The organism is Halomonas sp. ANAO-440 (genome assembly GCF_019915905.1).
In the GTDB taxonomy this organism is placed as follows: domain Bacteria; phylum Pseudomonadota; class Gammaproteobacteria; order Pseudomonadales; family Halomonadaceae; genus Halomonas; species Halomonas chromatireducens.
The window spans coordinates 37,973-62,714 of record NZ_JAHXBV010000036.1; the positions used below are offsets into that span (position 1 = coordinate 37,973).

21 protein-coding genes and 1 tRNA gene are annotated in these 24,742 nt (G+C 65.4%); 8 read left to right on the plus strand and 14 right to left on the minus strand.

Annotation, left to right across the window (positions count from 1 at the left end):
• Nucleotides 1-25: 25 nt before the first annotated feature.
• The 3 genes from ssb to KZO25_RS17550 are packed head-to-tail and all read left to right on the plus strand — an operon-like array spanning nt 26 to nt 2,329.
• The gene (ssb, locus tag KZO25_RS17540; RefSeq protein WP_223137946.1) at nt 26-649 is read left to right on the plus strand and encodes a single-stranded DNA-binding protein; all 624 of its coding nucleotides are present in this window, start codon (nt 26-28) and stop codon (nt 647-649) included.
• 31 nt (nt 650-680) lie between these two features.
• Nucleotides 681-1,565 carry a sugar nucleotide-binding protein gene (locus tag KZO25_RS17545; RefSeq protein ID WP_223137947.1) on the plus strand — a complete coding sequence of 295 codons (885 nt, stop codon included), beginning with the start codon at nt 681-683 and terminating at the stop codon, nt 1,563-1,565.
• A complete protein-coding gene (locus KZO25_RS17550) occupies nt 1,562-2,329 on the plus strand; it encodes a lysophospholipid acyltransferase family protein (RefSeq protein ID WP_223137948.1) in 768 nt (255 codons plus the stop codon). Before KZO25_RS17545 ends, KZO25_RS17550 begins: the two co-directional genes overlap by 4 nt.
• A gap of 94 nt (nt 2,330-2,423) precedes the next feature.
• Here KZO25_RS17550 and fabB read toward each other — a convergent pair whose 3' ends face one another.
• Together fabB and fabA are read right to left on the minus strand one after the other, a co-directional pair.
• Nucleotides 2,424-3,641 carry a beta-ketoacyl-ACP synthase I gene (fabB, locus tag KZO25_RS17555; RefSeq protein ID WP_066443710.1) on the minus strand — a complete coding sequence of 406 codons (1,218 nt, stop codon included), beginning with the start codon at nt 3,639-3,641 and terminating at the stop codon, nt 2,424-2,426.
• Between the two features lie 13 nt (nt 3,642-3,654).
• Nucleotides 3,655-4,170, minus strand: a complete 516-nt coding sequence (gene fabA, locus KZO25_RS17560; RefSeq protein ID WP_043513722.1) for a 3-hydroxyacyl-[acyl-carrier-protein] dehydratase FabA — start codon at nt 4,168-4,170, stop codon at nt 3,655-3,657.
• Nucleotides 4,171-4,418: 248 nt separating this feature from the next.
• Between fabA and KZO25_RS17565 the strand changes: the two genes are divergently transcribed.
• Nucleotides 4,419-6,281, plus strand: coding sequence for a putative bifunctional diguanylate cyclase/phosphodiesterase (locus tag KZO25_RS17565; RefSeq protein ID WP_223137949.1), 1,863 nt, complete (start codon nt 4,419-4,421; stop codon nt 6,279-6,281).
• Nucleotides 6,282-6,294: 13 nt separating this feature from the next.
• Here the strand turns inward: KZO25_RS17565 and KZO25_RS17570 are convergent, their stop codons facing one another.
• The 8 genes from KZO25_RS17570 to KZO25_RS17605 all read right to left on the minus strand — a co-directional run bounded on the left by KZO25_RS17570 (nt 6,295) and on the right by KZO25_RS17605 (nt 14,546).
• On the minus strand, nt 6,295-7,482 hold the full coding sequence (locus KZO25_RS17570; RefSeq protein ID WP_223137965.1) for an SAM-dependent methyltransferase: 1,188 nt from the start codon (nt 7,480-7,482) through the stop codon (nt 6,295-6,297).
• 77 nt (nt 7,483-7,559) lie between these two features.
• A complete protein-coding gene (locus tag KZO25_RS17575) occupies nt 7,560-8,333 on the minus strand; it encodes a DUF1365 domain-containing protein (RefSeq protein ID WP_223137950.1) in 774 nt (257 codons plus the stop codon).
• Nucleotides 8,330-9,676, minus strand: coding sequence for an NAD(P)/FAD-dependent oxidoreductase (locus KZO25_RS17580; protein ID WP_223137951.1), 1,347 nt, complete (start codon nt 9,674-9,676; stop codon nt 8,330-8,332). Before KZO25_RS17580 ends, KZO25_RS17575 begins: the two co-directional genes overlap by 4 nt.
• Entirely contained in the window at nt 9,673-10,464 is a 792-nt protein-coding gene (locus tag KZO25_RS17585) for an SDR family NAD(P)-dependent oxidoreductase (RefSeq protein WP_066443722.1), read from the minus strand. The genes KZO25_RS17580 and KZO25_RS17585 overlap by 4 nt, the downstream gene beginning before the upstream one ends.
• 35 nt (nt 10,465-10,499) lie before the next feature.
• On the minus strand, nt 10,500-10,940 hold the full coding sequence (locus KZO25_RS17590) for a nuclear transport factor 2 family protein (protein ID WP_066443724.1): 441 nt from the start codon (nt 10,938-10,940) through the stop codon (nt 10,500-10,502).
• Between the two features lie 24 nt (nt 10,941-10,964).
• Complete coding sequence (gene phrB / locus KZO25_RS17595; protein WP_223137952.1) at nt 10,965-12,380, minus strand: deoxyribodipyrimidine photo-lyase; 1,416 nt, start codon at nt 12,378-12,380, stop codon at nt 10,965-10,967.
• Between the two features lie 24 nt (nt 12,381-12,404).
• Nucleotides 12,405-13,319 (minus strand): MerR family transcriptional regulator, encoded by a 915-nt coding sequence (locus KZO25_RS17600; RefSeq protein ID WP_066443729.1) that lies wholly within the window; start codon nt 13,317-13,319, stop codon nt 12,405-12,407.
• Between the two features lie 192 nt (nt 13,320-13,511).
• A complete protein-coding gene (locus tag KZO25_RS17605; RefSeq protein WP_223137953.1) occupies nt 13,512-14,546 on the minus strand; it encodes an NAD(P)/FAD-dependent oxidoreductase in 1,035 nt (344 codons plus the stop codon).
• Nucleotides 14,547-14,649: 103 nt separating this feature from the next.
• Between KZO25_RS17605 and KZO25_RS17610 the strand changes: the two genes are divergently transcribed.
• The gene (locus KZO25_RS17610; RefSeq protein ID WP_223137954.1) at nt 14,650-15,561 is read left to right on the plus strand and encodes a TIGR01777 family oxidoreductase; all 912 of its coding nucleotides are present in this window, start codon (nt 14,650-14,652) and stop codon (nt 15,559-15,561) included.
• Between the two features lie 16 nt (nt 15,562-15,577).
• Here KZO25_RS17610 and rapA read toward each other — a convergent pair whose 3' ends face one another.
• A complete protein-coding gene (gene rapA / locus KZO25_RS17615; RefSeq protein ID WP_223137955.1) occupies nt 15,578-18,538 on the minus strand; it encodes an RNA polymerase-associated protein RapA in 2,961 nt (986 codons plus the stop codon).
• Between the two features lie 135 nt (nt 18,539-18,673).
• The gene (locus tag KZO25_RS17620; protein ID WP_223137956.1) at nt 18,674-19,474 is read right to left on the minus strand and encodes a TlpA disulfide reductase family protein; all 801 of its coding nucleotides are present in this window, start codon (nt 19,472-19,474) and stop codon (nt 18,674-18,676) included.
• A 132-nt stretch (nt 19,475-19,606) separates the two neighbouring features.
• On the opposite strand from KZO25_RS17620, the gene KZO25_RS17625 reads away from it, so the two are divergent.
• The 3 genes from KZO25_RS17625 (at nt 19,607) to KZO25_RS17635 (ending at nt 22,994) form a co-directional block, all read left to right on the plus strand.
• On the plus strand, nt 19,607-19,846 hold the full coding sequence (locus tag KZO25_RS17625; RefSeq protein ID WP_066443740.1) for a hypothetical protein: 240 nt from the start codon (nt 19,607-19,609) through the stop codon (nt 19,844-19,846).
• A complete protein-coding gene (locus tag KZO25_RS17630; protein ID WP_262489113.1) occupies nt 19,833-21,413 on the plus strand; it encodes a phospholipase D family protein in 1,581 nt (526 codons plus the stop codon). The genes KZO25_RS17625 and KZO25_RS17630 overlap by 14 nt, the downstream gene beginning before the upstream one ends.
• Before the next feature lie 72 nt (nt 21,414-21,485).
• Nucleotides 21,486-22,994, plus strand: a complete 1,509-nt coding sequence (locus tag KZO25_RS17635) for an SLC13 family permease (protein ID WP_316935849.1) — start codon at nt 21,486-21,488, stop codon at nt 22,992-22,994.
• A 51-nt stretch (nt 22,995-23,045) separates the two neighbouring features.
• Here KZO25_RS17635 and KZO25_RS17640 read toward each other — a convergent pair whose 3' ends face one another.
• Together KZO25_RS17640 and KZO25_RS17645 are read right to left on the minus strand one after the other, a co-directional pair.
• Nucleotides 23,046-24,377: a diguanylate cyclase gene (locus KZO25_RS17640; RefSeq protein ID WP_066443741.1), complete on the minus strand. Its 1,332-nt coding sequence runs from the start codon at nt 24,375-24,377 to the stop codon at nt 23,046-23,048.
• A gap of 228 nt (nt 24,378-24,605) precedes the next feature.
• A tRNA-Pro gene (locus KZO25_RS17645) sits at nt 24,606-24,682 on the minus strand.
• Nucleotides 24,683-24,742 lie beyond the last annotated feature (60 nt).

The following is a 24,742-nucleotide window of genomic DNA, read 5'->3' on the forward strand; positions in this document are numbered from 1 at the left end:
GTATACAACCAATAGGGAGTCCAGCATGGCCCGTGGCGTCAACAAGGTCATTCTCATCGGCAACCTGGGGCAGGACCCCGAGGTCCGCTTCATGCCGTCCGGCAGTCCCGTCGCCAACCTGCGCGTCGCCACGACCGACACGTGGACCGACAAGCAGAGCGGCCAGAAGCAGGAGCGCACCGAGTGGCATTCGGTGGTGCTCTTCAACCGACTGGCCGAGATCGCCCAGCAATTCCTGAAGAAGGGCTCCCGGGTCTATCTCGAGGGTCGTCTGCAGACACGCAAGTGGCAGGGGCAGGACGGTCAGGATCGCTATACCACCGAGATCGTGGTCAACGACATGCAGATGCTCGATAGCCGAGGCGGCGATGCCCCCGGCCAGGGTGCGGGCTTTGGCGCGCAGGCCCAGGCGCCCCAGCAGGGGGGATACGGCAACGCTCCACAGCAGCAGGGCGGTTATGGCGGCGGGCAGCCCCAGCCGCGCCCGGCCCCGGCGGCCCCCCCGCAACAGGGTGGCCATCAGCAAGGTGGGCAACAGCAGGGTGGTCAACAGCAGGGTGGTCAACAGCAGGGTGGCCAGCAGCACGGCAACTATGGTGCCCCCGACCCGGGCAGCTTCGACGATTTCGACGACGAGATCCCGTTCTGAGTGTCCAGACCATGACTGGCGGAGGCGTTGAGTGAAGCTGTTGATACTGGATGCCGGTCACTGCCTGAACCTGGCGCTGGCTCGGGTGGCCCACCGCAGAAGCGATACCGAACTGGTCATCGAGCCCGGTATCGCCATTGATGCCGTCTATCTGCGCGAATTGAAGCCGGATGCGGTGATCATTCCGCCACTATCTGCGCCGATGGAGATCCAGCCCGCCGCCGTTGTGCGCCATGGCGAAGGGGTGGATATCGTCCTGGAAGCCTGCCGCGAGACCGATACGCCACTGGTCTGGTGCGTCTCCGATCAGCTCTACCAGGATGGCTTCGATACCCCGATCGACGAGCATGTGATCCCGGCGCCGCGGGACGAAAGCCTGCGGCGCCTGATCGCCATCGGGGATCGAATCCGCAGCAGCCACCCCCGTCACCTGATTGTGCGGCTGGGTCCGCTGTTCGCCCTGGAGGGCGGGCATGCCTGGCTGAGCGGGGTGATCGACAGCCTGATGGGCGGGGAGGATGTACGGGCCGCCCAGGACGTCATCTTCTGCCCCACCTCGGCCGATGCCGTGGCCATGGCACTGATCGGCATGCTGCATCAGCTTGGCTGCGGTTCCACCGCCTGGGGCGCCTACCACCTGGCGGGCACGGAGCCGGTCAGCGCCTATACCTTCACCACCATGGTTCGCACGCAACTATCGACTCGCCTCGAGGGGTTGGGCGAGCAGGTGGCGCTGGGCGAGGTCAAGGCGCTCAAGCATCATCACGACCAGCCGCTGCGACGCGTGCTCAACTGTCGCCGCGTGCTGGAGGCCTTCGGCGTGCATCAGAAGCCCTGGCGGCTGGAGGTGGGGCGCCTGCTGGATGACTGGTGTCAGTCGCGGCGACCACTCGAGGAGGGTGACGCTCCCCCATGAATGTGATTCGCAGCCTGTTGTTTTATCTGGGCTATTTTCTGGCCATTCTGGTATGCGGGGGGCTGTTCCTGCCGGTGGCGCCGCTTCTGCCACTGCAGGCCCGATACCGGTTGCTCAACCTCTATAATCATTTCATTACCGCCTGGTTTCGCTGGACCTGCGGGGTGCGCTACCGGGTCAGCGGCAGGGAGCACCTGCCCGAAGGCCCCTGCGTGATCCTGGCCAATCATCAGTGTGAATGGGAAACCATCTATCTCCAGATTCTCAAGCCGCCGGTGTGTACGGTGCTCAAGCAGGAGCTACTGCGAATTCCCCTCTTCGGTTGGGGGCTGCGACTGTTGCACCCCATTGCACTGGACCGCTCGAAGCCGGCGCGGGCCATGCGTCAGGTCCTGACCCAGGGTGTGCAGCGGCTGAACGAGGGTCTGTCGGTATTGATATTTCCCGAGGGTACCCGGGTAGCGCCGGGCGAGCGTCGGCGCTACAACAAGAGCGGAACGGTGATTGCCTGCCGTGCGGGGGTGCCGGTGTTGCCTGTGGCGCATAACGCCGGCGAGCGTTGGCCGGGTCGACACTGGGTCAAGAACCCGGGGCTGCTGAGTGTCGTGGTGGGCGAGCCCATTGCCACCGAGGGCCGCACGCCCGAAGAGGTGCTGATCGAGGTGGAGGCGTGGATCGAGGCTCGCCTGACGGAGATTTCCGAAGTGCCGCGGCCCGAGGCCCCTGCGCCTGACCGCGGAAGGCGTGTCCGCTCCACGTCATAAATGTGCCGGTCAGGAGAAAACCGGGGCACGAAAAAGGCGTCCGCGAAGCGGACGCCTTTTTTGAGGGTGCGACAGATTTCAGTAATAGACCGGCTCAGTCGCGATAACGCTGGAGTACCAGGCAGGCGTTGGTGCCGCCAAAGCCGAAGCTGTTGGAGAGCACGCGTTCGATGGATACGCCGTCGCGACGGCTGGTGACGATATCGAAACCGGCGGCCTGGTCATCGAGTTCCTCGACGTTGGCCGAGGCGGCGATGAAGTCGTTCTCCATCATCAGCAACGAGTAGATCGTTTCCTGTACGCCGGTAGCGCCCAGCGAGTGACCGGTCAGCGACTTGGTGGAGCTCATGGCCGGCGTACTGTCGCCGAACACCGCACGGATGGCCTTGAGTTCGGCGACATCCCCCACCGGCGTCGAGGTGCCATGGGTGTTGATATAGTCGATATCGCCTTCCACCGTGGCCAGCGCCTGGCGCATGCAGCGAGTCGCGCCTTCACCCGACGGGGCCACCATGTCGTGGCCGTCGGAGGTGGCGCCATAGCCGACCAGCTCCGCGTAGATCTTCGCGCCGCGGGCGCGGGCGTGTTCCAGCTCTTCGAGCACCAGCATGCCACCGCCACCGGCGATGACGAAGCCGTCGCGGGCCTTGTCGTAGGGCCGTGAGGCCTTCTCGGGCGTGTCGTTGTAGTGCGTCGACAGGGCGCCCATGGCATCGAACAGGCAGGAGAGGGTCCAGTGCTCCTCCTCGCCGCCGCCGGCGAAGACGATGTCCTGCTTGCCCAGCTGGATCTGCTCCATGGCGTTGCCGATGCAGTGGGCCGAGGTGGCGCAGGCCGAGGAGATCGAATAGTTGACCCCCTTGATCTGGAAGGGCGTGGCCAGGCAGGCGGAAACGGTGCTGCCCATGGTGCGGGTGACCCGATAGGGACCGACCCGGCGCAGGCCTTTTTCGCGCATGACATCGGCGGCTTCGACCTGGTTGGCGCTGGAAGCGCCGCCGGAGCCGGCAATCAGGCCGGTTCGCTCATGGGAGACCTGTTCCGGCGTAAGCCCCGAATCCTCGACGGCCTGGGCCATGCTGACATACGCATAGGCCGCCGCATCGCCCATGAAGCGGCGCAGCTTGCGGTCGATGAGGGAATCGAGGTCGATATCCACGGCGCCGGCCACCTGGCTGCGAAAGCCGCGTTCGGCATATTCTTCCTTGAAGCGAATGCCCGAGCGCCCGTTCCTTAGCGCCTCGACGACCGCCTGCCGGTCGTTGCCCAGGCAAGATACGATGCCCAGGCCGGTGACTACCACTCGTCGCATGGAAGCCTCCTGATCAGAAATTCGCGGTAGAAGTGAACAGGCCGACACGCAGGTCGTGTGCCTGATAGATCTCGCGGCCGTCGACAGTCACTGTGCCATCGGCCATGCCCAGTATCAGGCGCCGGGTGATGATGCGCTTGATATTGATCTGGTAGGTGACCTTCTTGGCATCGGGCAGAATCTGGCCGGTGAACTTCACCTCACCACAGCCGAGTGCGCGCCCCCTGCCGGGGTGGCCGAGCCAGCCCAGATAGAAGCCCACCAACTGCCACATGGCGTCCAGCCCCAGACAGCCGGGCATGACAGGGTCGCCGGGGAAGTGGCAGTCGAAGAACCAGAGGTCGGGGTGTATATCCAGTTCGGCGGTCAGTTCGCCCTTGTTGAACTGGCCTCCCGCTTCGTGGATATGCGTGATGCGATCGAGCATCAGCATATTGGGGGCCGGCAATTGGGCATTGCCGGGGCCGAAAAGCTCACCGCGGCTGCACGCCAGCAGTTCTTCGCGTACGAAAGAGTGTTGCTTGGTCACTGAGTCGTTCCGAGTCGCAGTTGTTGTGGGCCTTCCCGCGAGTATAGCGGACGCGGCATTGGCTCTTGGGCCGTCCCGCCCTGGGCGGCCCTGCCTAGTCTACTGGCGGAGGCCGGTGATTGCACGTCAGGCATGACGCGAGGTGCCGGAGCGATTAAAGTGAATGCGTTTGCAGTCGATAATCGACTGTTAGTTCGATGCACGGCACGGGCGCGACTTCCCCTTCATCCGTCAGACCGGGATACGACATGTGGTCACCTTTCGCGATCAATCGCCCGTTGGCCTGGGCCGCAATGGCTGCGCTGCTGGCATGCGTCTGGCTGCCTGGTCCTGGCTTGCGCCTGATGGCGGCGACCATCGTGGTCGCTGGCCTTTCCCATATATGGCGGCAGCTGCGACGTGAGCGACAGAATGCCGACCTGATGCAGCAGGCGCTGATGCTCTCCGAGGAGGGCGTGCAGATCACCGATGCCGAGAACCGTATCCTGGCGGTCAACCCCGCCTTCACCCGAATCACCGGCTTCACCGAGGAGGAGGTGCGAGGCGTCAATGCGGCCAACCTGGTGGCGTCCCGGCACGACTCCAGCTTCTTCAAGCGCTTCTGGCAAACCCTGGAAAGCAAGGGACGCTGGGAGGGTGAGATATGGAATCGGCGCAAGCAGGGCGACGAGTACCCCGAGTGGCTGCGCGTCAAGGCAGTGGTGGGCAGGAAAGGCAGGATCACCCACTTTGTCGGCACCTTCACCGACATCTCCGTTCACAAGGCCCGCGAGCAGGACCTGCGGCGCATCGGCTTCGAGGACCCGCTCACCGGCTTGCCCAATCGGCGTCGACTGCATGATCTGATGACATCGCGCCTGCGCCACCTGAGAGCCGGCGAAAGTCTCGATATGGCGATCATCGATATCGACGGCTTCAAGTCGGTCAACGACAGCCTGGGTGTCGATCAGGGCGACCGTTTACTGGCCAGGTTCGGGCAGCGCCTGGCGGGGCATGTGGCGGGAGGCGTGGTGGGGCGCCTGGGCGGCGACGAATTCCTGGTGATCCGCACCACCACCTTCGACGACCATGACAAGTGGATTGCCGGCCTGCGTGAACACCTGGGCGAGCCCTTCGAGATCGATCACCGCTCCCTGCGGCTGGGACTGTCGATCGGCAGCTGCCGAGCCCCCGAAGACGGCAGCGACTCCGGAGTACTCTTCCAGCGGCTCGAGTCGGCGCTCTACTCGGCCAAGCGTCACGGCCGCAACGTCAGCCAGCGCTTCCGGCCGGCACTGGACGTTCAGGACACGCCGCAGATGGCGCTCGTCTATAGCCTGCGTGACGCATTGGCCAACGGCGGCCAGCTGGAACTCTATTACCAGAGCCAGCATCGTACCAGCGATGGCCTAGTGGTGGGGCTGGAGGCCCTGCTGCGCTGGCGGCATCCCGAGCACGGCCTCGTTTCGCCGGGTGACTTCATTCCCCTGGCCGAGCGGCACGGCCTGATGGGCATGCTTGGCAACTGGGTCATCGACGAGGCCCTGGGGCAGATGGCGCGCTGGCGGGAAACGGGGATGCCCAAGCTGCCGGTATGGATCAACATCTCGGCCATCCAGATGTTTCAGGGCGAGCTGGAGTCGGCGCTCTCCTCCGGCCTGGCCCGCCACGGCATCGCTGCCGGCCAGCTTGGCCTCGAGCTGACCGAGTCGGTGCTGCTCGACGAACGCGCCGGCGATATCGTCCCACGCCTCGAGGCCCTGCGAGAGCGTGGCCACCGCATTGCCATCGACGATTTCGGTACCGGCTATTCGTCCTTGGGCTACCTCAAGCGCCTGCCGCTGGACAAGATCAAGCTGGACCGGGCCTTCATCCGCTCGCTGCCTGACGACCCCGCCGATGCCGCCATCGTCAGTGCGGTGCTGGCCATGGCTCGGGGGCTGTCGCTGGATGTCATTGCCGAAGGGGTGGAGACCCAGGGACAGCTTGATTTCCTGCGCGATGCCGGCTGTCGTCTGGTGCAGGGTTTCTACTTCGCCCGCCCAATGGCGGTCGGCGCATTGGAGGAGCACTGGCAGAGCCTCGCCGGCCAGTCGTCGACAGCCCAACTGGGCACCACCCCCGTCGTCTGATCGCTGCCTGCGATCACGGCTGACCCTCCAGCGGTGCCGGACGGGCGCCGGGGCGGGCCAGCAGCAGGTGGCAGGTACCGATCGTCCGCTCGAGAAAGCCCCCCTCGCAGTAGCAGAGATAATAGCGCCACAGGCGAATGAAGCGCTCCTCGTAGCCCAGCTTTCTCACCGTCTCCAGGTTCGCCTCGAAGCGGTGGCGCCACTCCCGCAGCGTGCGGGCGTAATGGGGGCCGATCTCGTCGAGTGCCAGCACGTTGAGCGAGGTATGGCGGGCCATGGCGTCGAGGATGACCCGGTGAGAGGGCAGGAAGCCTCCGGGAAAGACGTGACGCTTGATGAAGTCCATTTCTCGCTTGGCGGCCTCGAAGCGCTGGTCGCGTATGGTGATGGCCTGCAACAGAGCGAGGCCGTCGGCGTTCAGCAGTCGATCCAGCGTCTTGAGGTAGGTCGGCAGGTACTGATGCCCCACGGCCTCGATCATCTCCACCGATATCAGCCGGTCGAAGCGGCCCTCCAGCTTCCGGTAGTCCTGTTGCAGCAGCGTGATCCTCTCCTCCAGCCCTTCTTCACGGATGCGCTGTGCCGTATAGGCGTACTGCTCGGCGGAAATGGTCGTGGTGGTGACACGACAGCCGCGCGTCTTCGCCGCATGGATGGCCAGCCCGCCCCAGCCGGTACCGATCTCCAGCAGATGATGCTCCGGCCGGACGTCGAGCTTTGCCAGCATCAGATCGAGCTTGTGGGTCGAGGCCTCTTCGAGAGTGGCATCGGCACGGGGGAAGACGGCACTGGAATACATCCGGTGTTCGCGGTCCAGAAAGGTGGCGAACAGGTCGTTGCCGATGTCGTAGTGGGCGGCAATGTGACGCTTGGCGCCGCGGTGAGTGTTTCGCTGCAAGGCGTTCAGGGCGGCCAGCAACCATCGACCCATCCGGGCGGTGCCGTTTTCCATGTCACGATTGACTCGTTCCAGGTTGGCGGCGAACAGGCGGATCAGCGCTACCAGATCGTCTGCATCCCAGTCGCCGTCGAGGTAGGCTTCGGCCGCCCCCACGCTACCCCCCAGGGCCAGGCGCTGCCAGGCCCGTGGATTGCGAACCACCAGCGTCACGCGCAGCGGGCCGTCCTGGCCGAGAAGGTGGCAGTGGCTGCCTTCGATCAGGGTGATCCGGCCGCCCTCCAGGCGGTCGAGCTGGGCCATCACCCGAGGTCGGAGCCAGCGTGTCAGGCGCCCGCCGTTGACGGGCACCGGGCGGCAGGAAGCGGAACGTAAGGACGTCACGGTGAAGTCTCCTCGCGGGTGGAACGAGCGGGATGGTCATGGATCGGCACACCCTTGCGCCATAGACGCAGCGCCTCCAGGTGAATGGCGGCTCGGCTCTTGAGATTCATCCAGGGCTGACGCGCCAACGTTTCCAGCAACACTCGTCGGGTGGCCGGCCTGGCGGCGAGGAGCAAGGTGGCATCGAAGTGACGCTCTTGCTCACGCCAGTTCTCCATATGCATCAGCAGCCGGCCACCCGGCGTGTTGAAGCGCCAGCGGTAGGTCATGTCCATGGGGTGGAAGGGAGACACATGCATCGCCTTGTCGAAGCTGGCGGTGTGATGGCTCCGCTCAGGGTCAACGCGGCAGGCGTAGCGGGTGCGTTCTCCCCAGGGCGTATTGGTTACCTCGGCGAGCAGGGCGCGCAAGCTGCCGTCGCTGTCGTGGAGGTAATAGAGCGACAGGGGGTTGAAGCCCGAGCCCAGGGTGCGCAGCTGCGTCAGCAGGCAGATGCGGCCCTCCGGGGCGACACCGAGCTGGCGCTCGACCTCCTCTCGCACGGCCTGCTTGAGTGGCCGGTCATGGGGTGCCAGGTAGTCGCTGCGGCGAAAGCGTGCCAGGGCCGGCCGCCGGGCGCTGAAGCCGGGGACGCCATCGAACAGCGTGGGCAGTTCATCCAGGTCGAGCCAGGCCATCCACAGCCGATAGACGAAGGCATGCTCCCGCGGCAGGAAGCGGCGGTGTCGCAGGGTGCCGTGATAGACCCGCGACCGGGGGGCGGCGGTCATGACGGTATCTCCAGGGCAAGCGGGGGCGTGGCGGCAGGGGGCCGCTGTTCGTCGCAGCCGAGGGCGCGCGCCACACGCAGGGCGCTCCACACGCCATCCTCGTGAAAGCCGTTGCGCCAGTAAGCGCCGCAGAAATGGGTGCGCCGGCGCACGCTGGAGATCTCGGCGTGGCGGGCTTGCGCCGCCTGCCCGGCCAGCGAGAACTGGGGGTGCGCGTAGCGGAATCGGCCGAGCACCTTCGTCGGGTCGATGGCAGCACTGTCGTTGAGCGTGACGCAGAAGGTGTGCGCGGTATCGAGCCGCTGCAGGATGTTCATGTTGTAGGTCACGGCGGCCCGGGCGTCTTCGCCCCGCCCATCGAGGCGGTAGTTCCAGCTTGCCCAGGTGCGGCGGCGGCGGGGCAGCAGCCGGGTGTCGGTGTGCAGTACCACGTCGTTGTCTCGATAGGGCAGCGCGGCGAGTATGTCGCGCTCGTCGGGGGTGGCGTCCACCAGCAGCCCCTGGGCCTGGTCCGCATGACAGGCCAGTACCACCTGATCGAACCTTTCACGGCCCGCCCGGGAATCGATGAACACGCCTTCCGGGCCACGGTGGATGCCGAGCACCGGGGTGGCCAGCCGGATGCGCTCGGCATAGGGCGCGGTCAGTGCCGGAATGTAGGCGCGAGAGCCGCCCACCAGGGTGTACCACTGGGGTCGGTCGTTGACCGAAAGCAGGCCGTGGTGATGAAAGAAGCGCAGGAAGAAGAGGGCCGGGAAGGTGCGCATGTCGCGAACACTTGCCGACCAGATGGCCGCGCCCATGGGCAGCAGGTAGCGGCGCTGGAAATCGCGGCCGTAGCCGGCCTGGTCCAGGTAGTCACCGAGGCTCATGTCGCCGCCAAGGCTACCGCTCTCCAGTTCGTGAAGAGCACGCCGGTTGAAGCGCAGGATATCGGCCAGCAGGCGATAGAAGCGGGGGCTCAGCAGGTTGCTGCGCTGGGCGAACAGGGAGCCCAGGGTATGTCCGTTGTACTCGAAATCCAGCGGCGTCTCATGCACCGAGAAACTCATCTCAGTGGGCTGGCTGGCAACGCCGAGTTCGGTGAGCAGGCGCTGAAAATGAGGGTAGGTGCGGTCGTTGAAGACGATGAACCCGGTATCGATGGCGTGGTGTTGGCCTCCCAGCTCCACATCAACGGTCGCCGTATGCCCGCCCAGCCGGTCGGCGGCCTCGAACAGCGTCACCGTATGACGCTGGCTGAGGTACCAGGCGGCGGCCATGCCGCTGATGCCGCTGCCCACCACGGCGACGTGCTGAGCGGCTGGCGAATCTGGGTTGCCGGGGGAGAAGGAGGCGGTCATGGGCGGGGCTCACTGGGCGTTGGGCGCACCAGGCGAAGGCCCAGGCGATGACGCAGGGTCGGGGGTAGGATGCCCATCAGTCGCACTCCCAGGGTGAAGCGGCGGGGAAAATGGATGTCTAGCCGGCGTCGCTCGAGACCGTCGAGAATCGCGTCGGCAGCCGCGGTGGCAGAGATCCGCATGGGCATGGGGAAGTCGTTGCGCGCCGACAGGGGCGTGTCGACGAAACCGGGGTGGATCAGGCTGATATCGATGCCTTCGTCGTACAGGTCCAGGCGCAGCGACTCCAGGAAATGGCTCAGGGCGGCCTTGGATGCGCCGTAGGCGGCCGCCCGGGGCAGCGGCACGTAGGCCGAGGCGCTGGAGGTCGCGGCGAGCAGCGGGCGACTGCCTTCGGCACGAGCCTTGCGCAGCAGCGGCAGTGCGGCATCCAGGCAGTGAAGGACGCCGAAGAAATTGGGCGCGAAGACTCGCTGCACCAGGTCTAGATCGAACCGCCGTGCGTCCAAGTATTCGCAGGTGCCGGCATTGAATATCGCCAGGTCCAGACGGCCGAACAGGTCGTCGAGATGATCCCCCGCGGCGCGTACCGCCTCACGGTCGCTCACGTCCACCGGCAGCAGCAGAGCATTGCTTCGGGCGCCGGCGAGTTCGGCCAAGGCGTCGAGGTTACGGGCACTGAGTGCCACGTGATGCCCTTCATCCAGCAGGCGCGTGGCCAATGCGCGCCCGATACCCGAGGTCGCTCCAGTCAGCCAGACAACCCGCCTTCCACTCAATGCCACCATGCCGCCTCCCTGAGCGCACCGCTGGGCAGTGCCGGTTACTCGCCCAGGCGGCGCTTCAGCAAGCGAACCGTCGGGCCCAGAATCGGCAGGTGCTCGTAGAGCATGGCGCCGGCATCGAAGAAATCACGATGTCGACACACCCGCCGTGGGTCTTCAGCCGGGAATGACAGCCTTGAGCACCCATCCACCGAGACGGGGCGGCCGCGAGCCAGACGCGGATGGATCAGCCGCATCGTCCAGGTCACACAGGCCTCGTGGCCCTGGTGCAGGCGGTCGTGGAACTCGAAGCTGCACTCGGTCACATTTTCGTACAACCCACGGAAGTACCTTTCCAGCGCATCCCGTCCCTGGATATGGTGCAGAGGGTCGGTGAAGACCACATCCTCAGTATATACCTCGTACAGTTTATTTGTATAGGTTGTGTCTAGTTTATTGAAGAAGGCGCAGAAGGCCTCCAGGGCAGGTTCCTGGCTCATGGGGTGGCTCTCCCGTGGGTGGGGTCAGTCGGGTTTCAGTGCCTTGAAGGCGTCAATCGCTCTTAGCCTGGCGACCTTGTGATCGACGACCGGTGGTGGGTAATGGGTCTGTTGACGTTGCTCCGCGGACGGAGCCAGCCTGCCCTTGGGGGGAAGCGCGGCCAGCTCCGGCACGAATTTGGCGATGAAGGCACCCTCGGAGTCGAAGCGACTCGACTGGGTGGTCGGGTTGAAGACGCGGAAATAGGGTGCGGCGTCGGTGCCGGTGGAAGCCGCCCACTGCCAGCCACCGTTGTTGGCGCAGAATTCGCCGTCGACAAGATGATGCAGGAAGAAGCTCTCGCCGCGTCGCCAGTCGATCAAGAGGTGCTTGCTGAGGAACATGGCGGTGATCATGCGCAGGCGATTGTGCATCCAGCCGGTCTGCACCAGCTGGCGCATGGCGGCATCGACGAGGGGGTAGCCGGTACGCCCTTCGCACCAGGCACGAAAGCCGGCTTCGTCATTGCGCCACGCCACGTATTCGGTATGCCGCTGAAAGGCGCGGTGCTGGCACACCCTCGGAAAGCCCGCAGCCACGTGCTGGTAGAACTCACGCCAGACCAGTTCGTTCACCCAGGCCACGAGGCCGGCATCCCCCTCGGCCAAGCGGCCATGGTTTTCGCCAAGCACCGCCTGCAGGCACTGGCGATGGGAAACCATTCCCAGTGCCAGGTAGGGCGAGAGCTCGCTGGTGCCCTGGATGGCCGGAATGTCACGCTGCCGCGCATAGTGCCGACCACGAAAGCGCAGAAAACGCTCGAGCCGGTCGGCCGCCGGTTCTGCGCCGGCAGGCCAATCCTCGGTGGCCACGGGCTGTTCGCCGAGATGGGGAGAGGGCGGCAGTGGGTCGCTGGCAATGGCCGGCGGTGACTGGGGAGGAGGGGTATCGTGAAGGGTCAGGCGCTCGGCGCTGAGCCGCCGGTGCCAAGCCTTGGCGAAGGGCGTGAAGACGCGATAGTAGTCCCCGTTTCCCGTCAGCAGCTCGCCGGGGGCAAAGGCCGTGGCGTCGTGATGCCCCCTGGCGGAGAGCCCGGCCCGCTCGAAGTCGGTGATTACGGTCTGATCGCGGCGCTGTTCGTCCAGCGGGTACTCGCGATTGAAATGTAGCCTCTGAGCACCGGTTTCCCGAGCCAGGGCGAGCAGGGTTGTCGGGGCCTGGTCGTAGGCCTCGATATCCCGGTGCAGCAGCGGAATGTTCAGGCCGGCCAGCTCCCTGCGCAGTGCCGATACGCCACGGTGCCAGAAGTCGAGCTTGTTGGCGCCATGGCCATGGCGCTGCCACTGGGGGAGGCAGCGCAGGAAGACCGCTACCACAGGGCCCTGGCGTGCTGCGGCAGCCAGTGCGGTATTGTCATGGACTCGCAGGTCGCTGCGAAACCACATCAGTACGCAGGTCATGCTGGCTCCTGGATTGGGGAACAATCAGGCGTTGTGAAGCAGGGAGCGTAGCCTCGCCAGCGCCAGGGGGAGGTCATCTCCCAGCAGCTCCACATGGGTATCGACGAGGTCGTTGCCGCGTATGCGCGCTACCGGCCCGCAGAGGCCCAGGGGAACATCGAGCTGCTCGGCGAGGCGTGGAAGCTGCCGGCGAATCAGGTCAGGGCGCTCGGCACGGCCGCTGACCAGCATCAGTGCCGAGGCCTTCAGGCGCTCCACCGCCAGCGGCAGTTCACCGAAAGGCACGGAGCCGTCGAGCAGTTGGATACGATAGCCGGCATCGCTGCCGGCCAGGGCTGCCAGCAGCAGCCAGAGCGGGCCTGGGTCATCGGGCAGCGCGCACATCAGTACAACCGGCCCCTTGACGACCTGATTGGCATGAAAGAGCCGGGTGCCGATCAGCGTGCGCAGGAAGGTTTCCAGGTTGACCCGTTGCAGCCTGGCGCCGAGCTGGTCGTCCCAATGCTCTTCCAGCTCGCGTATGGTGGGTTGCCAAAGTTCTTCCAGGCTGGTGGTCACCGGGTAAAGCGCCAGACTCTGGTTGAACAGGCGTTCCAGCTGCGCCATGTCCAGTGCCTCCACGGCGGCAACCAACTGGCGACGCTGGCTCGGCCAGTCCCCGGAGGCGGGCTCGGAGAGGGGGGGCGCTTCGGGCTGGTCGAGAAGTTCCTTGACCTGGCTGACCGGCACGCCGCGGCTCAACCACTGCAGGATCTGCTCGACACGCTCGATGTCTTCGCGTGCATAGAGGCGGTGACCCTTGGGGGTACGCTGAGGGCGGATCAGCCCATAACGCCGCTCCCAGGCGCGCAGGGTGACCGAATTGACACCGGTTATGCGCGACACTTCGCGGATCGGATAGAGCGGCGTGTCGGCCGGGTGGGTTGCCTTGTCGGTCATGCTCACATCTGCCTCTCGCTGTTGTCAGGGCCGTTCCAGGCCGCCAAAGGATGCCTGGCATCCGGGCGCGACTCTCCATGGTGGACAATATTGTACATCAATCGCGTGATGTACAACCGTTGCTGTTGCGATCAGTGCAAGCGGCTCGCCAAACGGTTGGGCGAGCCGCTATGAAGCCAGTGGGACACGGTGTCAGTCGCTAGCCGCCAGGGCATGCCCCAGGTGATGGCCGGAGAGCCAGGCATCCTCCACCCGTGGCCCACGCCAGCCGTCGCCGCAAAGCGCAAGGCCGTTGGCCGAGAGCCGATAGTCCCGATTGATAGCCTCGCCAGCGGCGAAGACGTCGGGTTGGGCGTAGCGCCACCGGTGGGCGCCGATCGCCGTGATGGCGGGCAGTGCAGTCGTATCCGGCAAGGTTTTGCGAAAGGCGGTCAGCAGACTGTTTGCCACGCTGGTTTCATGCATTTCCAGGTGCGCTTCGCTCCACTCCAGCCGGGCCAGCAGGGTGAGGCTTTCACCCTGCTGCTCACGGCCGGGCTTGTGGTCGTTGCGGGCGACGAAGCGCAGCGGGCCCTCGGAAAACATCACGGCCTGCCAGTCGGGGGAAACCCCCGGTGCCGTGGCCAGCGGCTGGTCGAAGCAGGCCCATGCCGCCCAGCAGGGACGCTGGATGACGCCCTCGCATGCCTCCGCCAGCAGGGAGTCATGCGGCGCCACCAGTGCCTGGGCCTGGGGCGAAGGCGCCGTGATCACGACATGGTCGAAGGGACCATGGTGCTGCCGGGCCTGATCCTGAAGCGTCCACCGGCCATTGTCTCTTGCCAGCGAGACGATACGACAGTTCACCTCCAGGGCCAGTCCCCGGGAAAGATGGCGCGTTACCGCGCTCATGCGTGGCTTGCCTGCGTAGCGTTCTCTGCCATCATGACGGTAGTGCCAGCTATCGTTCGTGACCCGCCAAAGTTTCCAAGGCCAGGGCGCTATCAGGCCGGCCTTCAGCCAGGTTTCGGCTTCACGGCGAAAGGCGTCGTGTCTGACGCTGAAAAACTGCGCGCCGATATCCACCGTGGCGGCAGCGAGGCTCCGGCTGGTCATGCGGCCGCCGGGGCCGCGGGATTTCTCGAACAGGGTGACCCGCCAGCCGGCTTCGTCGAGGACGCGCGCACAGGCCAGGCCGGCGATACCTGCGCCGATGATGGCGGCTGTGGGGCGTGTCGGTGATGACATGAAGACCTCACGCAGGGGGCGGTATTTACGTTAGACTAGCAGAAGCGTACAACGACTGTATAACTTTATGTGCGCGGTCATGAATCCGGGGGAGGAGAGAGCTATGCGTGTGCTGATGACGGGTGGCAGTGGCTTTGTGGGGCAGCGCCTCTGCCAGCGCCTCAAGGAGGCGGGGCATCGCCTGCAGGTGGTCTCGAGAGACCCCAATGATGCAAAGGGGCAGCTTCCGGCGGGCACCGATGTTCGTCGCTCCGTGCTGGACTTCGTTGACGCGCCACCGGACGCCATCGTCAACCTGGCCGGTGAGCCGATAGCGGCGCGACGCTGGAGCGACAACCAGAAGAAGCGGCTGATCGACTCCCGAGTCAATATCACCCGTGACCTGGTGATTCTCTGTGAGCAGCTCAAGCAGTCGGGGGGACAGGCACCGCGTGTGATGGTGTCGGGCTCGGCCATGGGGTACTACGGCGACCAGGGCGACCGCGAGGTCACCGAAGAGACGCCGCCCCATGATGAGTTCGCCCACCGTCTCTGCAAGCGCTGGGAGGATACCGCCCGGGAGGCGGCGGACTTCGGTACCCGGGTTGCCTTGCTGCGTACCGGGCTGGTGCTGGACCTTGGAGGCGGCAGCCTGCAGAAGATGCTGCCGCCCTTCAAGCTTGGGCTGGGGGGGCGCTTCGGCGACGGCAAGCAGTTCATGCCCTGGATCCATCGCGAGGACCTGGTGCGCATCATCCTGTTCCTGCTGGAGCACGGCGAGATGGAAGGTCCCTTCAACGGCAGCGCCCCCAAGCCGGTGACCAACGCTGAATTCACCCGGACCTTGGCAGGTCAGCTCCATCGTCCCGCCGCGCTACCGGTACCCGCCATCGCCCTGGAGACCGCCTTCGGCGAGATGGCGCGGCTGCTGCTGACCGGTGCCGACATGCGTCCCCGGCGGCTGCTCGACGCGGGCTTCGAGTTTCGCTACCCCACCCTGGAAGAGGCGCTGGCGGAGATCCTGGGCAGGCGCTGAGCCTGCCCAGAGGCGCTCAGCGGCTATCCTGGTCCACCGTGACGATTACCCGCACGGCGTCAAGCCGTAGCCGGGCTCCATCAATGGACGTGTCCAGCGCACGGCGTTCGCGCCGCATGGCGTCGAGTTCCTCCTCGCGCACGGCTGGGTTGAGCCGGGCCAGGGCCTCCAGGCGGGCGAGTTCGCTATCCAGCTCGCTGCGCATGCGGGTCTGGGCCGCTTCGATGATGCTCGGCAGTTCCCGTTCGGCTTCCGACTCGCCCTGGGCGAGCAGCCCACGCAGCTGATCGTGACGGCTGCGGATCAAATCCCTTGCCATCGCCTTCTTGACCTTCTGCAGGTTCTTCGACAGCCCCGTGAAGGAGACCTTGTCGGTGAGTACGGCGCCGGATTCGTCGAGCAGTACCCGCACGGCGGTGGGCGGCAGGAAGCGGTTCACATGCAGCTGCCTCGGTGCTGGACAGTGAGTGCGGAAGACCAGCTCCACCATCAGTCGCCCAGCGGGAATCGCCGGATGCTTTAGCAAAGACAGGGCGGTATTGCCCATGGTGCCATCGATGATCCGTCCCATCATCTCGCGCAGCAGCGGGTGCTCCCAGGAGAGCCGCTGAACATCGTCGCGGGCCAGGGCGCGGGACCGGGAGAGGGTTGCCGTAAAACCCTCTTCGCCCTTGGCCAGGCCCGGGAGGCCATCAAGCATGTGCTGGCCTGGCTGCAAGTGCAGCAGGCCGTTGCCAAGCTCTTGGCTGTCGACGCCAAAGACATCCATGGCCTGATCCAGGTAACGGGGCAGTGCGGCATCGTCGTCCAGCTCGCGGATGGCACTGGCCACCGCCTCGGCGCGTGCCGGACGGCAGGCATTGAGTTCCAGCAGCCGGTTGCGTCCGGCATCACGCTCGGCCAGGCGGCTGAGGAAGAGCATGCGGGTTTCGGCAATGACCTCTTCCAGCGCCTCATCGTCGAGCAGGGCCTCGGAGAGAGCGTCGCCGAAGGCATCGAAGAGTTCGTTGCCCACACCGTGGGGTGCCAGGAAGGCATCCATGCCGTCCCGGTACCAGCGCAGCAGTCGCTCGGCGGGACTGCCCTCGAACAGCGGCACATGGATCTCGATGGCGTGGCGCTGGCCAATGCGATCCAGGCGGCCGATGCGCTGCTCGAGCAGGTCGGGATGCTGGGGGAGGTCGAACATCACCAGGTGGCGACAGAACTGAAAGTTGCGCCCCTCCGAGCCGATCTCCGAGCAGACCAGCAGCTGGCTGCCCTCCTCCTCGTCGGCAAAGTCAGCGGCGGCGCGGTCCCGCTCCACCAGGCTCAGGCCTTCATGGAAGACCGGGGCATGGATGCCACCCAGCACCCGCAGTGCCTCGGCAAGCTCCTCGGCCGTTTCGCGGCCGTGGGCGATCACCAGCACCTTGTCGCCAGCGAAGCCGTGCTCGCCGTCATCGCTCAGCCGCTCCATCAGCCACGTTACCCGGTTGTCGAATTGCCACCAGGGCTCGGCGTTGAGCGGATCCTCGGTCAGGGCGCGATACATGGCGTCCGGGTAGATCAACACATCTGGATGATCGAGTCCGGTCTCGATCAGCAGCTCGTCGAGGTAGTCCTCGTCGCGCTCGAGCTTGCGGAAGGCGCGCCGGTAGGGGGAAGGCGGGGCCAGGGTCGCCAGGTGCAGGCGGCGCTCAGGGAAGCCGCCGACGTGACGGCGGCTGTTGCGGAACATCACCCGGCCGGTGCCGTGGCGGTCCAGCAGCTGGTCGCGCAGCTGACTGCGAGCGCTCTCCTGCTGGTGTGCGTCGCTTTCGGGGTTGGTCAGGGTGGCCAGCAGGGCCAGGCTGTCGGGCTCCTCAATCACCGCCGCAACCCGCCCGCGATTCTCCTCGTCGCTGCCGTCGCCTGCAGGCAGGCGCTCCAGGGCATCGATGGCCCGGGCCACCTCCACATAGTGCTGCTCCTCGTCGCGGAAGCGCTCGAGACTGTGGTAGCGGTCCGGGTCGAGCAGGCGCAGGCGGGCGAAGTGGCTTTCCAGCCCCATTTGCTCCGGTGTCGCGGTCAGTAGCAACACGCCGGGTACCGTCGAGGCGAGGCGATCCACGCAGGCGTAGCCGGGGCCGACCCTCTCGGCGCTCCAGTCCAGGTGATGGGCTTCGTCGACGATCAGCAGGTCCCAGCTGCAGGCCTCGGCCTGGGCCTGGCGGTGCGGGTTGGCGAACAGCCAATCCTGGCTGGCGAGCACCAGCTGGCCGGACTCGAAGGGGTTGGACTCGGCCTGGGCCAGGCTCTGCTGCTCGTCGAGCAGGGTCACGTCCAGGGCGAAGCGGCGCAGCAGTTCCACCAGCCACTGGTGGGTCAGGCTCGGCGGCACCAGGATCAGTGCCCGTTCGGCGCGGCCGGTCAGCAGCAGCCGGTGCAGGATCAGGCCCGCCTCGATGGTCTTGCCCAGGCCCACCTCATCGGCGAGCAGCACCCGAGGGGCATGCCGGCGGGAGACCTCGTCGGCAATATAGAGCTGGTGCGGGATCAGGTCGATACGGGGGCCGGACATGCCCAGTGCGGGATTCTGCTCGATACGGTTGAAGTGGTGGAGCGTGCGAAAGCGCAGGTCGAACCAGTCGTTGCGGTCCACCTGGCCGGTCAGCAGGCGATCGCGGGCCTGATCGAACTGCATGGTATCGGCAAGCTTGGCTTCGGGCAGTTCTCGCAGCTGGCCCTGGGCATCCTCACCGATATAGACGATCAGCCCGTCGACCTCCTTGCTGTCCTCGACCAGCAGCTGCCAGCCGTCGGAAGACTGGATGCGATCGCCGCTGTCGAAGGCAACTCGCGTCAGGGGTGCCTGTCGACTGCTATAGGTGCGGGTTTCCTGGCTGGCGCCGAACAGCACGGTGACGCTGCGCTGGTCGCAACTGAGAATGGTGCCCAGACCCAGCTCGGCCTCGCCGTCACTGATCCAGCGTTGGCCGGGTGAAAAGTCGCTCATGATGCCTCGGAAATGCTGAAAACGGTGCGCGCCGCCGGTGTGGTCGGCAGCAACAGGGCGGGCGATTCTAACGCAAAGCCCGCCGTGGCTTAAGAGTGGTGATGTGCGATAGGAAGTGGTAGGGGGCGAGACCCCTCAGTGCCGGCTCAGCCAGTTGTCGAGCTGGGCGCGGGAGAGCTCGCCTACATGACGCTCCACGGCGCGACCTTCGGGGTTGAACAGCACCGTGGTTGGCAGGCCGGGTGACTCCATGGTTCTCATCATTACCTGGCCGGGGTCGAGCAGCGGGTAGCGAAAGGCCAGCGCCTGCTCGTCGAGATAGCGTACCACCTGCAGCAATTCCTCACCCTGATTGATCACCACCACCGTGACACCCTCCCGGGTGTCGGCCTCGGCCAGTAGCGGCATCTCGCGCAGGCAGGGCGGGCACCAGGTGGCCCACAGGTTGACCACGACTCGCTCACCGCGCAGTGACTGCAGATTGACCGGCTCGCCGTCGAGGTTCTCCAGGGTGACATGGGGCAGCTCGCGTATCCCCATGTCGCCGCCCAGCGGTGCCAGGGTGACCAGCACCAGCCACAGGGCCGAGGTGCCGATCGTAAGAGCCATGGCGCCGATCATCGACAGCAGGTGTTCGCGCAGCGACCAGGCGGTCCAGATCAACGCCGCCAGCAGCCCCCAGATACCGTGGAAGCCGGGTTGCCAGAGCTTCAGCACGTCAAGCGGGGCGGCGGCGTAGGCGTCCAGGTTCATTGCCACGTACCCCAGTCGAGCGCCCACCAGCCAGGCCAGTATCAGGCCGTTGAACCAGCGAACCCGGGTGCCGGTTGTTAGCCCCAGCAGCAGCCAGGCGGCCAGCAGCAACAGCAAGGCGCAGCCGATGGCATAGAGTCGGGGTACGGAAATCAGCACGGGGCCCAGGGCAAAGGCATCCATTGGGTTCAGCTCCGAGAACGGGGTCGGCGTTGGCGGCAGGACCGGGTAGAATCGCACACTTGTTTACATCACAGCGCAGGCTGTGCAAAGCCTACTGCGCGAGCAATGGTCTGTCACCTGGCGGGAGCCAACATGGCAAAGTCCTCTTTCGACACCCTTCGAGTCCTGGCCATCGCCAGTCAGGCGCTGGGGTTCATTCTGATCATTACGCTGGAAACCGTAATGGGCGATGCGGCCCGGCCCTGGCAGGGCGCGACGCTTGCGGTCATGGTGCTCTGCGCCCTGTGTCTGGCCCTGGCGCGGCTCTACCGTCGCAACAAGGCACGCAAGGCCATGGACCGTCGCCTGGCGGATGACGATGACGATACCTGAAGGCCGAGCCGCCGCCTGGGCTCGAAGGCTGCCTGTCTGTCTGGTGCTTGCCCTGGTGTGGCTGCTGGCAGGTTGTGCCGGAATTTCCGTCCCCCGTGAGCACGGCGCGGCGATGACGCCGGATGATATCGAAACGACCTGGCTGGGCCAGTGGGCCGCCCAGAGCGCCGCCCCGCATGATGGCCAGAGCGGCTTCGCCCTGGTATCCAGCGGACAGGACGCCTTCAGCCTGCGCGTCCTGCTCAGCGAGCAGGCCGATCAGCGGCTGGATATCCAGACCTACCTGATGGGGGATGGCCTGACCACCCGCGTGCTGCTCGCCCGACTGCTGGATGCCGCCGAGCGGGGGGTGAAAGTACGGCTGCTCCTCGACGATATCGGCGCGGTGGGGCAGGGGCGGCGCCTGGCCGCACTGGATAGCCACCCCAACGTCCAGGTGCGCGTCTATAACCCGCTCGCCCTGGGGCGGGGCTACCTGACGACCCGGGTGCTGGCCTCGATCCCCCGGGCAGGACGCCAGCATCGGCGCATGCACAACAAGCTGTGGCTCGCCGATGGTGCGGTGGCCCTGGTCGGCGGGCGCAACCTGGGCGACGAGTACTACAGCGCCAGTGAGCCGCGCAACTTCTCCGACCTGGACATGATGGTCATCGGCCCGGTGGTCGAGCCCCTCGCAAGAAGCTATTCCCTCTACTGGAACCACGGCCTGGCGCAGCCCATTGGCCGCTATCATCGCGCCGAGGAGGGGGCCTGGCGCGAGCTTCAGGCTTCCCTGGGAGAGTGGGTCGGCGACAATGGCGACGATGCCTACTTTACCGGGCTGCGGGAACGCTACGCTGATACGAGGCAGGGTCCGTTGGTTGGGAGGTTGCACTGGGGCGACGGGGTGGCGCTGTGGGATCCACCGGGCAAGCCCGCCTGGCCCGGCCGTCCCGCCTTTCAGCGCACCATGGCCGGGGAGCTGCTCGCCGAAGTGGGTGAGCCGAGCGAACGACTGGTGGTGATCTCCGCCTACTTCGTGCCCGGCAGGGCCGGCACGCAATACCTGCGCTCGCTCGCCGATGCCGGGGTCGAGGTGGCGGTGTTCACCAACTCTCTGGAGGCCACCGATGTGCCCGTCGTTCACGGCGCTTATCAGGCTCGCCGTGACAGCCTGCTGCAGAGCGGTGTCCGGCTTCATGAGCTGCGTGCCGAACGGGAGCCCGGCAGCGAGGGGGAGATCAGCGTCGGGGGCTCGGCCTCCGCTCTGCACATCAAGGCCCTTGGTATCGACAACGACCGGGTGTTCGTGGGCTCGGCCAACGCCGACCCGCGCTCGGTGTGGTGGAATACCGAAGTGGGCGTACTGGCCTACAGCGAGAGTCTGGCCGCCGAGCTTCAGGCGCTGGCCGACCTGGGCAAGAGTCCGGTGCTCAGCTATCGGGTTGACCGGGGGGATGACGGGCAGCGCTATTGGCAGACTGAAATCGGCGGTGAGTCGGTACGGTTGATCAGCGAGCCAGGTGGCTTCTGGCGCCACCTGGGTGCTCTCATCAGCCGGCTGCTGCCTGTGGATGCCTGGCTTTAGGCCCTGACGGAAAATCGAGTGCTGACCGCATGGCAGCGGCCGGAGTGCTGAGATGCTGACAAGGAGGAGGGGGTGACTGAACCGCGCAATGAGGAAATCGTCAGCGAGGCCCGACCTGAGATGCTGAAGCGGCTATGGTTGGCACTGTCACTGCTTTCGGGGCCGCTGTTGGCCCTGGGGCTGGTCTGGATGGCACCGCCGGCAGGCATGTCGCCGGCGGCATGGCAGGTCATGGCACTTACCCTCTGGATGGCCCTCTGGTGGGTGACCGAGCCGGTACCCATCGCCGTGACGGCGCTGCTGCCAGTGGCAGTACTGCCATTGATGGGGACATCACCCATTGCCGAGGTTGCCGCTCCTTATGCCAACCCCTTGATTTTCCTGTTTCTTGGTGGCTTTCTGCTGGCCGAGGGAATCCAGCGCTGGGGCCTGCACCGTCGCATTGCCCTGGTGGTATTGAAAGTTTCCGGGCACCGCCCTCACCAGCTGGTGGCGGGCTTCATGATGGCTACGGCCGGCTTGAGCATGTGGGTGAGCAACACCGCCACGGCAGCACTGATGGTGCCGATCGGCCTGTCGGTGTTGGGGCTGCTGGAGCGTCAGGGTGGCGTCGGCGCCAGTCGCAACATGGCGCTGACCCTGCTGCTGGGTATCGCCCTGGCCGCCAATATCGGCGGTATGGGCACCCTGATTGGCACCCCGCCCAATGCGCTGTTGGCCGGCTTCATGGCCGACAACTACGGGATCGAGATCGGCTTCGCCCAGTGGATGCTGCTGGCGGTACCGCCTGCGATGCTGCTGCTGGCACTGGCCTGGTGGATATTGACCCGTCTGGTGTACCCGTTGCCGCGCGACGTCGTGCCGGGTGTCGAGCAGATGCTGCAGGAACAGGCTGAGGACCTGGGTCGCATGACCCGGCCTGAGCGGCGTGTCGCCGTCATTTTTGCCCTGGTGGCACTGGCCTGGGTATCGCGACCGCTGCTGCAGAATCTGCTGCCTGGGCTGGAACTCACCGATGCGGGGATAGCCGTGATCGGTGCAATCCTGCTCTTCGTGACACCCGCCCGCTGGAAGGTACGCCAGTTCCTGCTCGACTGGGACAGTGCCCGTCACCTGCCCTGGGGCGTGCTGATTCTGGTGGGTGGCGGGCTCAGCCTCGGTACCGCCATAGAAACCAGCGGACTGGCCGCGACAGTGGCCGAGGGCCTTGCCGCGTTCGGCGGCTGGCCGCAGTGGACCCTGGTGGGCATGGTCGTGGTGGTGGTCATGCTGATGAGCCATGTCACCAGCAATACCGCCACTGCCGCCGCCATCCTGCCGTTGACCGCGGCGCTGACCGTCAGCCTTGGGGCGAGCCCGCTGCTGCTCGCGGTGCCGGTGGCCATGGCGGCAAGCTGCGCCTTCATGCTTCCCGTGGCAACACCACCCAATGCCGTGGTCTTCGGCAGCGGCAGGTTGAGTGTGATGGAGATGGTGCGTGCCGGGGCCTTGGTCAGTCTGGCAGCCGTGCTCATCATCACCATGGTGCTCTTTGCCCTGGCCATGCCGGTGCTGGGCTTCGGCTGGGCTAGCGCCGGGTAATTCCCCATCTGGGCGGGATCAGGCTTGCGCCATGTCGCGAGCTGAGGCGGTTCAGGCAGGCGGGTTGGCGATGCCCACCCGGTTGCGGCCCGACCGCTTGGCCCGATAAAGCGCGCTGTCGGCACGAGCCAGTATCGCTTCTGGGCTGTCGCCCTTATGGTATTCGGCAATACCCAGGCTGATGGTCACGGCCAGGCCGTGAAGACGGGTTTCTTCCACTTGCTGGCGCAGTCTCTCGGCGAAGACTGTTCCTCCCTGGACGGGGGTGTCCTGCAGCAGAATGGCGAATTCCTCACCACCCCAGCGAGCAAGCTGGTCGGTACTGCGCAAGGTCTGACTGACCAGCGCGGCCAGGCGCTTGAGGATGATGTCGCCTGTTTCGTGGCCATGCTGGTCGTTGACCGCCTTGAAGTGGTCGATATCGAACAACAGCAACGAGAAGGTGTTGTCGCTGCGCTCGGCCTGGCGAATCGCCTTGCGCATGGTGGCATCGAAGGCGCGGCGGTTATGGGCACCGGTCAGGTGGTCGCGGGTGGCCTGGTGCTCAAGCTCGCTCTCCATCCGCTTGCGCTCGGCGATATTGTGGAATACGGCAATGAAGTGTCGGACCTTGCCGTTTTCGTCATGCACGGCGGTGATCGACTGCCATAGCGGATAGATCTCGCCATGCTTGTTGCGATTCCAGATCTCGCCCTGCCAGTGGCCGGTTTCCAGTACCGACTCCCAGAGCCTGGCGTAGAACGCCTTGTCGTGGCGCCCGGACTTGAACAGCTTCGGTGTCAGGCCGACCACCTCTTCCGCCGCATACCCCGTGATGTCGGTAAAGGCCTGATTGACCCTTTCGATTCGCATATTGGCATCGGTGATCAGCGTGGCCTGTCCGGTCTGGAACACACTGGCGAGCAGCTTGAGCTCTTCCTCCTGGCGCTTGCGCTTGGTGATGTCCTCCTTCACCGCCACGAAGTTGACGATCTCGCCGCTGTCGTTTCGTATCGGCGTGAGCGTCTCGGCCTCCCAGTAGAGTTCGCCGTTCTTCTTGCGATTGAGCAGTTCCCCCTGCCAGACATGACCGCTGCGCAGAGTCTGCCACATGTCGCGATAGACGCTCTCCGGTGTCATGCCCGACTGGATCATGGCGGGGGTCTTGCCCACCAGCTCCTCGCGGGTATAGCCGGTAACATCGATAAAGCGCTGGTTGACGTACTCGAATCGACCTTCAGTATCGGTGATGGCTGTCGCGGCAGGGCTCTGCTCCACGGCTATATAGAGCTGGTAGAACTTGGCTCGCAGTGTGGCCAGGTCGGCGTTGACCCAGTCAGAGCCGAGACTTGCCGAATCAGTGGGTGTGCCGGCAAGCGGTGTGGCGTGGCCGTCTGTCTTCACAGGGCCCCTCCGTACTGTTGGACTTGTTCTAGCGCAAGTCTCTTATCGATATTGTTTGAATAACCAGTCTATCATGGAGAAATGTCGACTCCAGAAAGGCAGAGCTTAGCGCCTTTTTGACATGCGTTCATCCGCATAAGGTCGTGGGTTAGATGGAAGGGGGGTGTAGCAGCAACGAAAAACCGCCACCCGGAGTGATCCGCAGGTGGCGGTTTTTACAGAATGCTATGGTCGGAGTAGCAGGATTCGAACCTACGACCTCTGCCTCCCGAAGGCAGCGCTCTACCAAGCTGAGCTATACTCCGATTTTTGCCAGTTTTCACTGTGCCGTCAGGCGTCTGGGCGGCTGACGAGATCGGCATTAT

Bases quoted from the DNA above. Each gene is read 5' to 3' on its own strand.
- KZO25_RS17625 (WP_066443740.1), top strand. From the start codon at position 19,607: ATGGCAAAGTCCTCTTTCGACACCCTTCGAGTCCTGGCCATCGCCAGT.
- KZO25_RS17610 (WP_223137954.1), top strand. From the start codon at position 14,650: ATGCGTGTGCTGATGACGGGTGGCAGTGGCTTTGTGGGGCAGCGCCTC.
- KZO25_RS17590 (WP_066443724.1), bottom strand. From the start codon at position 10,940: ATGAGCCAGGAACCTGCCCTGGAGGCCTTCTGCGCCTTCTTCAATAAA.
- KZO25_RS17605 (WP_223137953.1), bottom strand. From the start codon at position 14,546: ATGTCATCACCGACACGCCCCACAGCCGCCATCATCGGCGCAGGTATC.
- phrB (WP_223137952.1), bottom strand. From the start codon at position 12,380: ATGACCTGCGTACTGATGTGGTTTCGCAGCGACCTGCGAGTCCATGAC.
- fabB (WP_066443710.1), bottom strand. From the start codon at position 3,641: ATGCGACGAGTGGTAGTCACCGGCCTGGGCATCGTATCTTGCCTGGGC.
- KZO25_RS17565 (WP_223137949.1), top strand. From the start codon at position 4,419: ATGTGGTCACCTTTCGCGATCAATCGCCCGTTGGCCTGGGCCGCAATG.
- KZO25_RS17550 (WP_223137948.1), top strand. From the start codon at position 1,562: ATGAATGTGATTCGCAGCCTGTTGTTTTATCTGGGCTATTTTCTGGCC.
- KZO25_RS17585 (WP_066443722.1), bottom strand. From the start codon at position 10,464: ATGGTGGCATTGAGTGGAAGGCGGGTTGTCTGGCTGACTGGAGCGACC.
- KZO25_RS17580 (WP_223137951.1), bottom strand. From the start codon at position 9,676: ATGACCGCCTCCTTCTCCCCCGGCAACCCAGATTCGCCAGCCGCTCAG.
- KZO25_RS17620 (WP_223137956.1), bottom strand. From the start codon at position 19,474: ATGGATGCCTTTGCCCTGGGCCCCGTGCTGATTTCCGTACCCCGACTC.
- KZO25_RS17630 (WP_262489113.1), top strand. From the start codon at position 19,833: ATGACGATACCTGAAGGCCGAGCCGCCGCCTGGGCTCGAAGGCTGCCT.
- KZO25_RS17600 (WP_066443729.1), bottom strand. From the start codon at position 13,319: ATGACCGACAAGGCAACCCACCCGGCCGACACGCCGCTCTATCCGATC.
- KZO25_RS17570 (WP_223137965.1), bottom strand. From the start codon at position 7,482: ATGGCCCAGCTCGACCGCCTGGAGGGCGGCCGGATCACCCTGATCGAA.
- KZO25_RS17575 (WP_223137950.1), bottom strand. From the start codon at position 8,333: ATGACCGCCGCCCCCCGGTCGCGGGTCTATCACGGCACCCTGCGACAC.
- rapA (WP_223137955.1), bottom strand. From the start codon at position 18,538: ATGAGCGACTTTTCACCCGGCCAACGCTGGATCAGTGACGGCGAGGCC.
- ssb (WP_223137946.1), top strand. From the start codon at position 26: ATGGCCCGTGGCGTCAACAAGGTCATTCTCATCGGCAACCTGGGGCAG.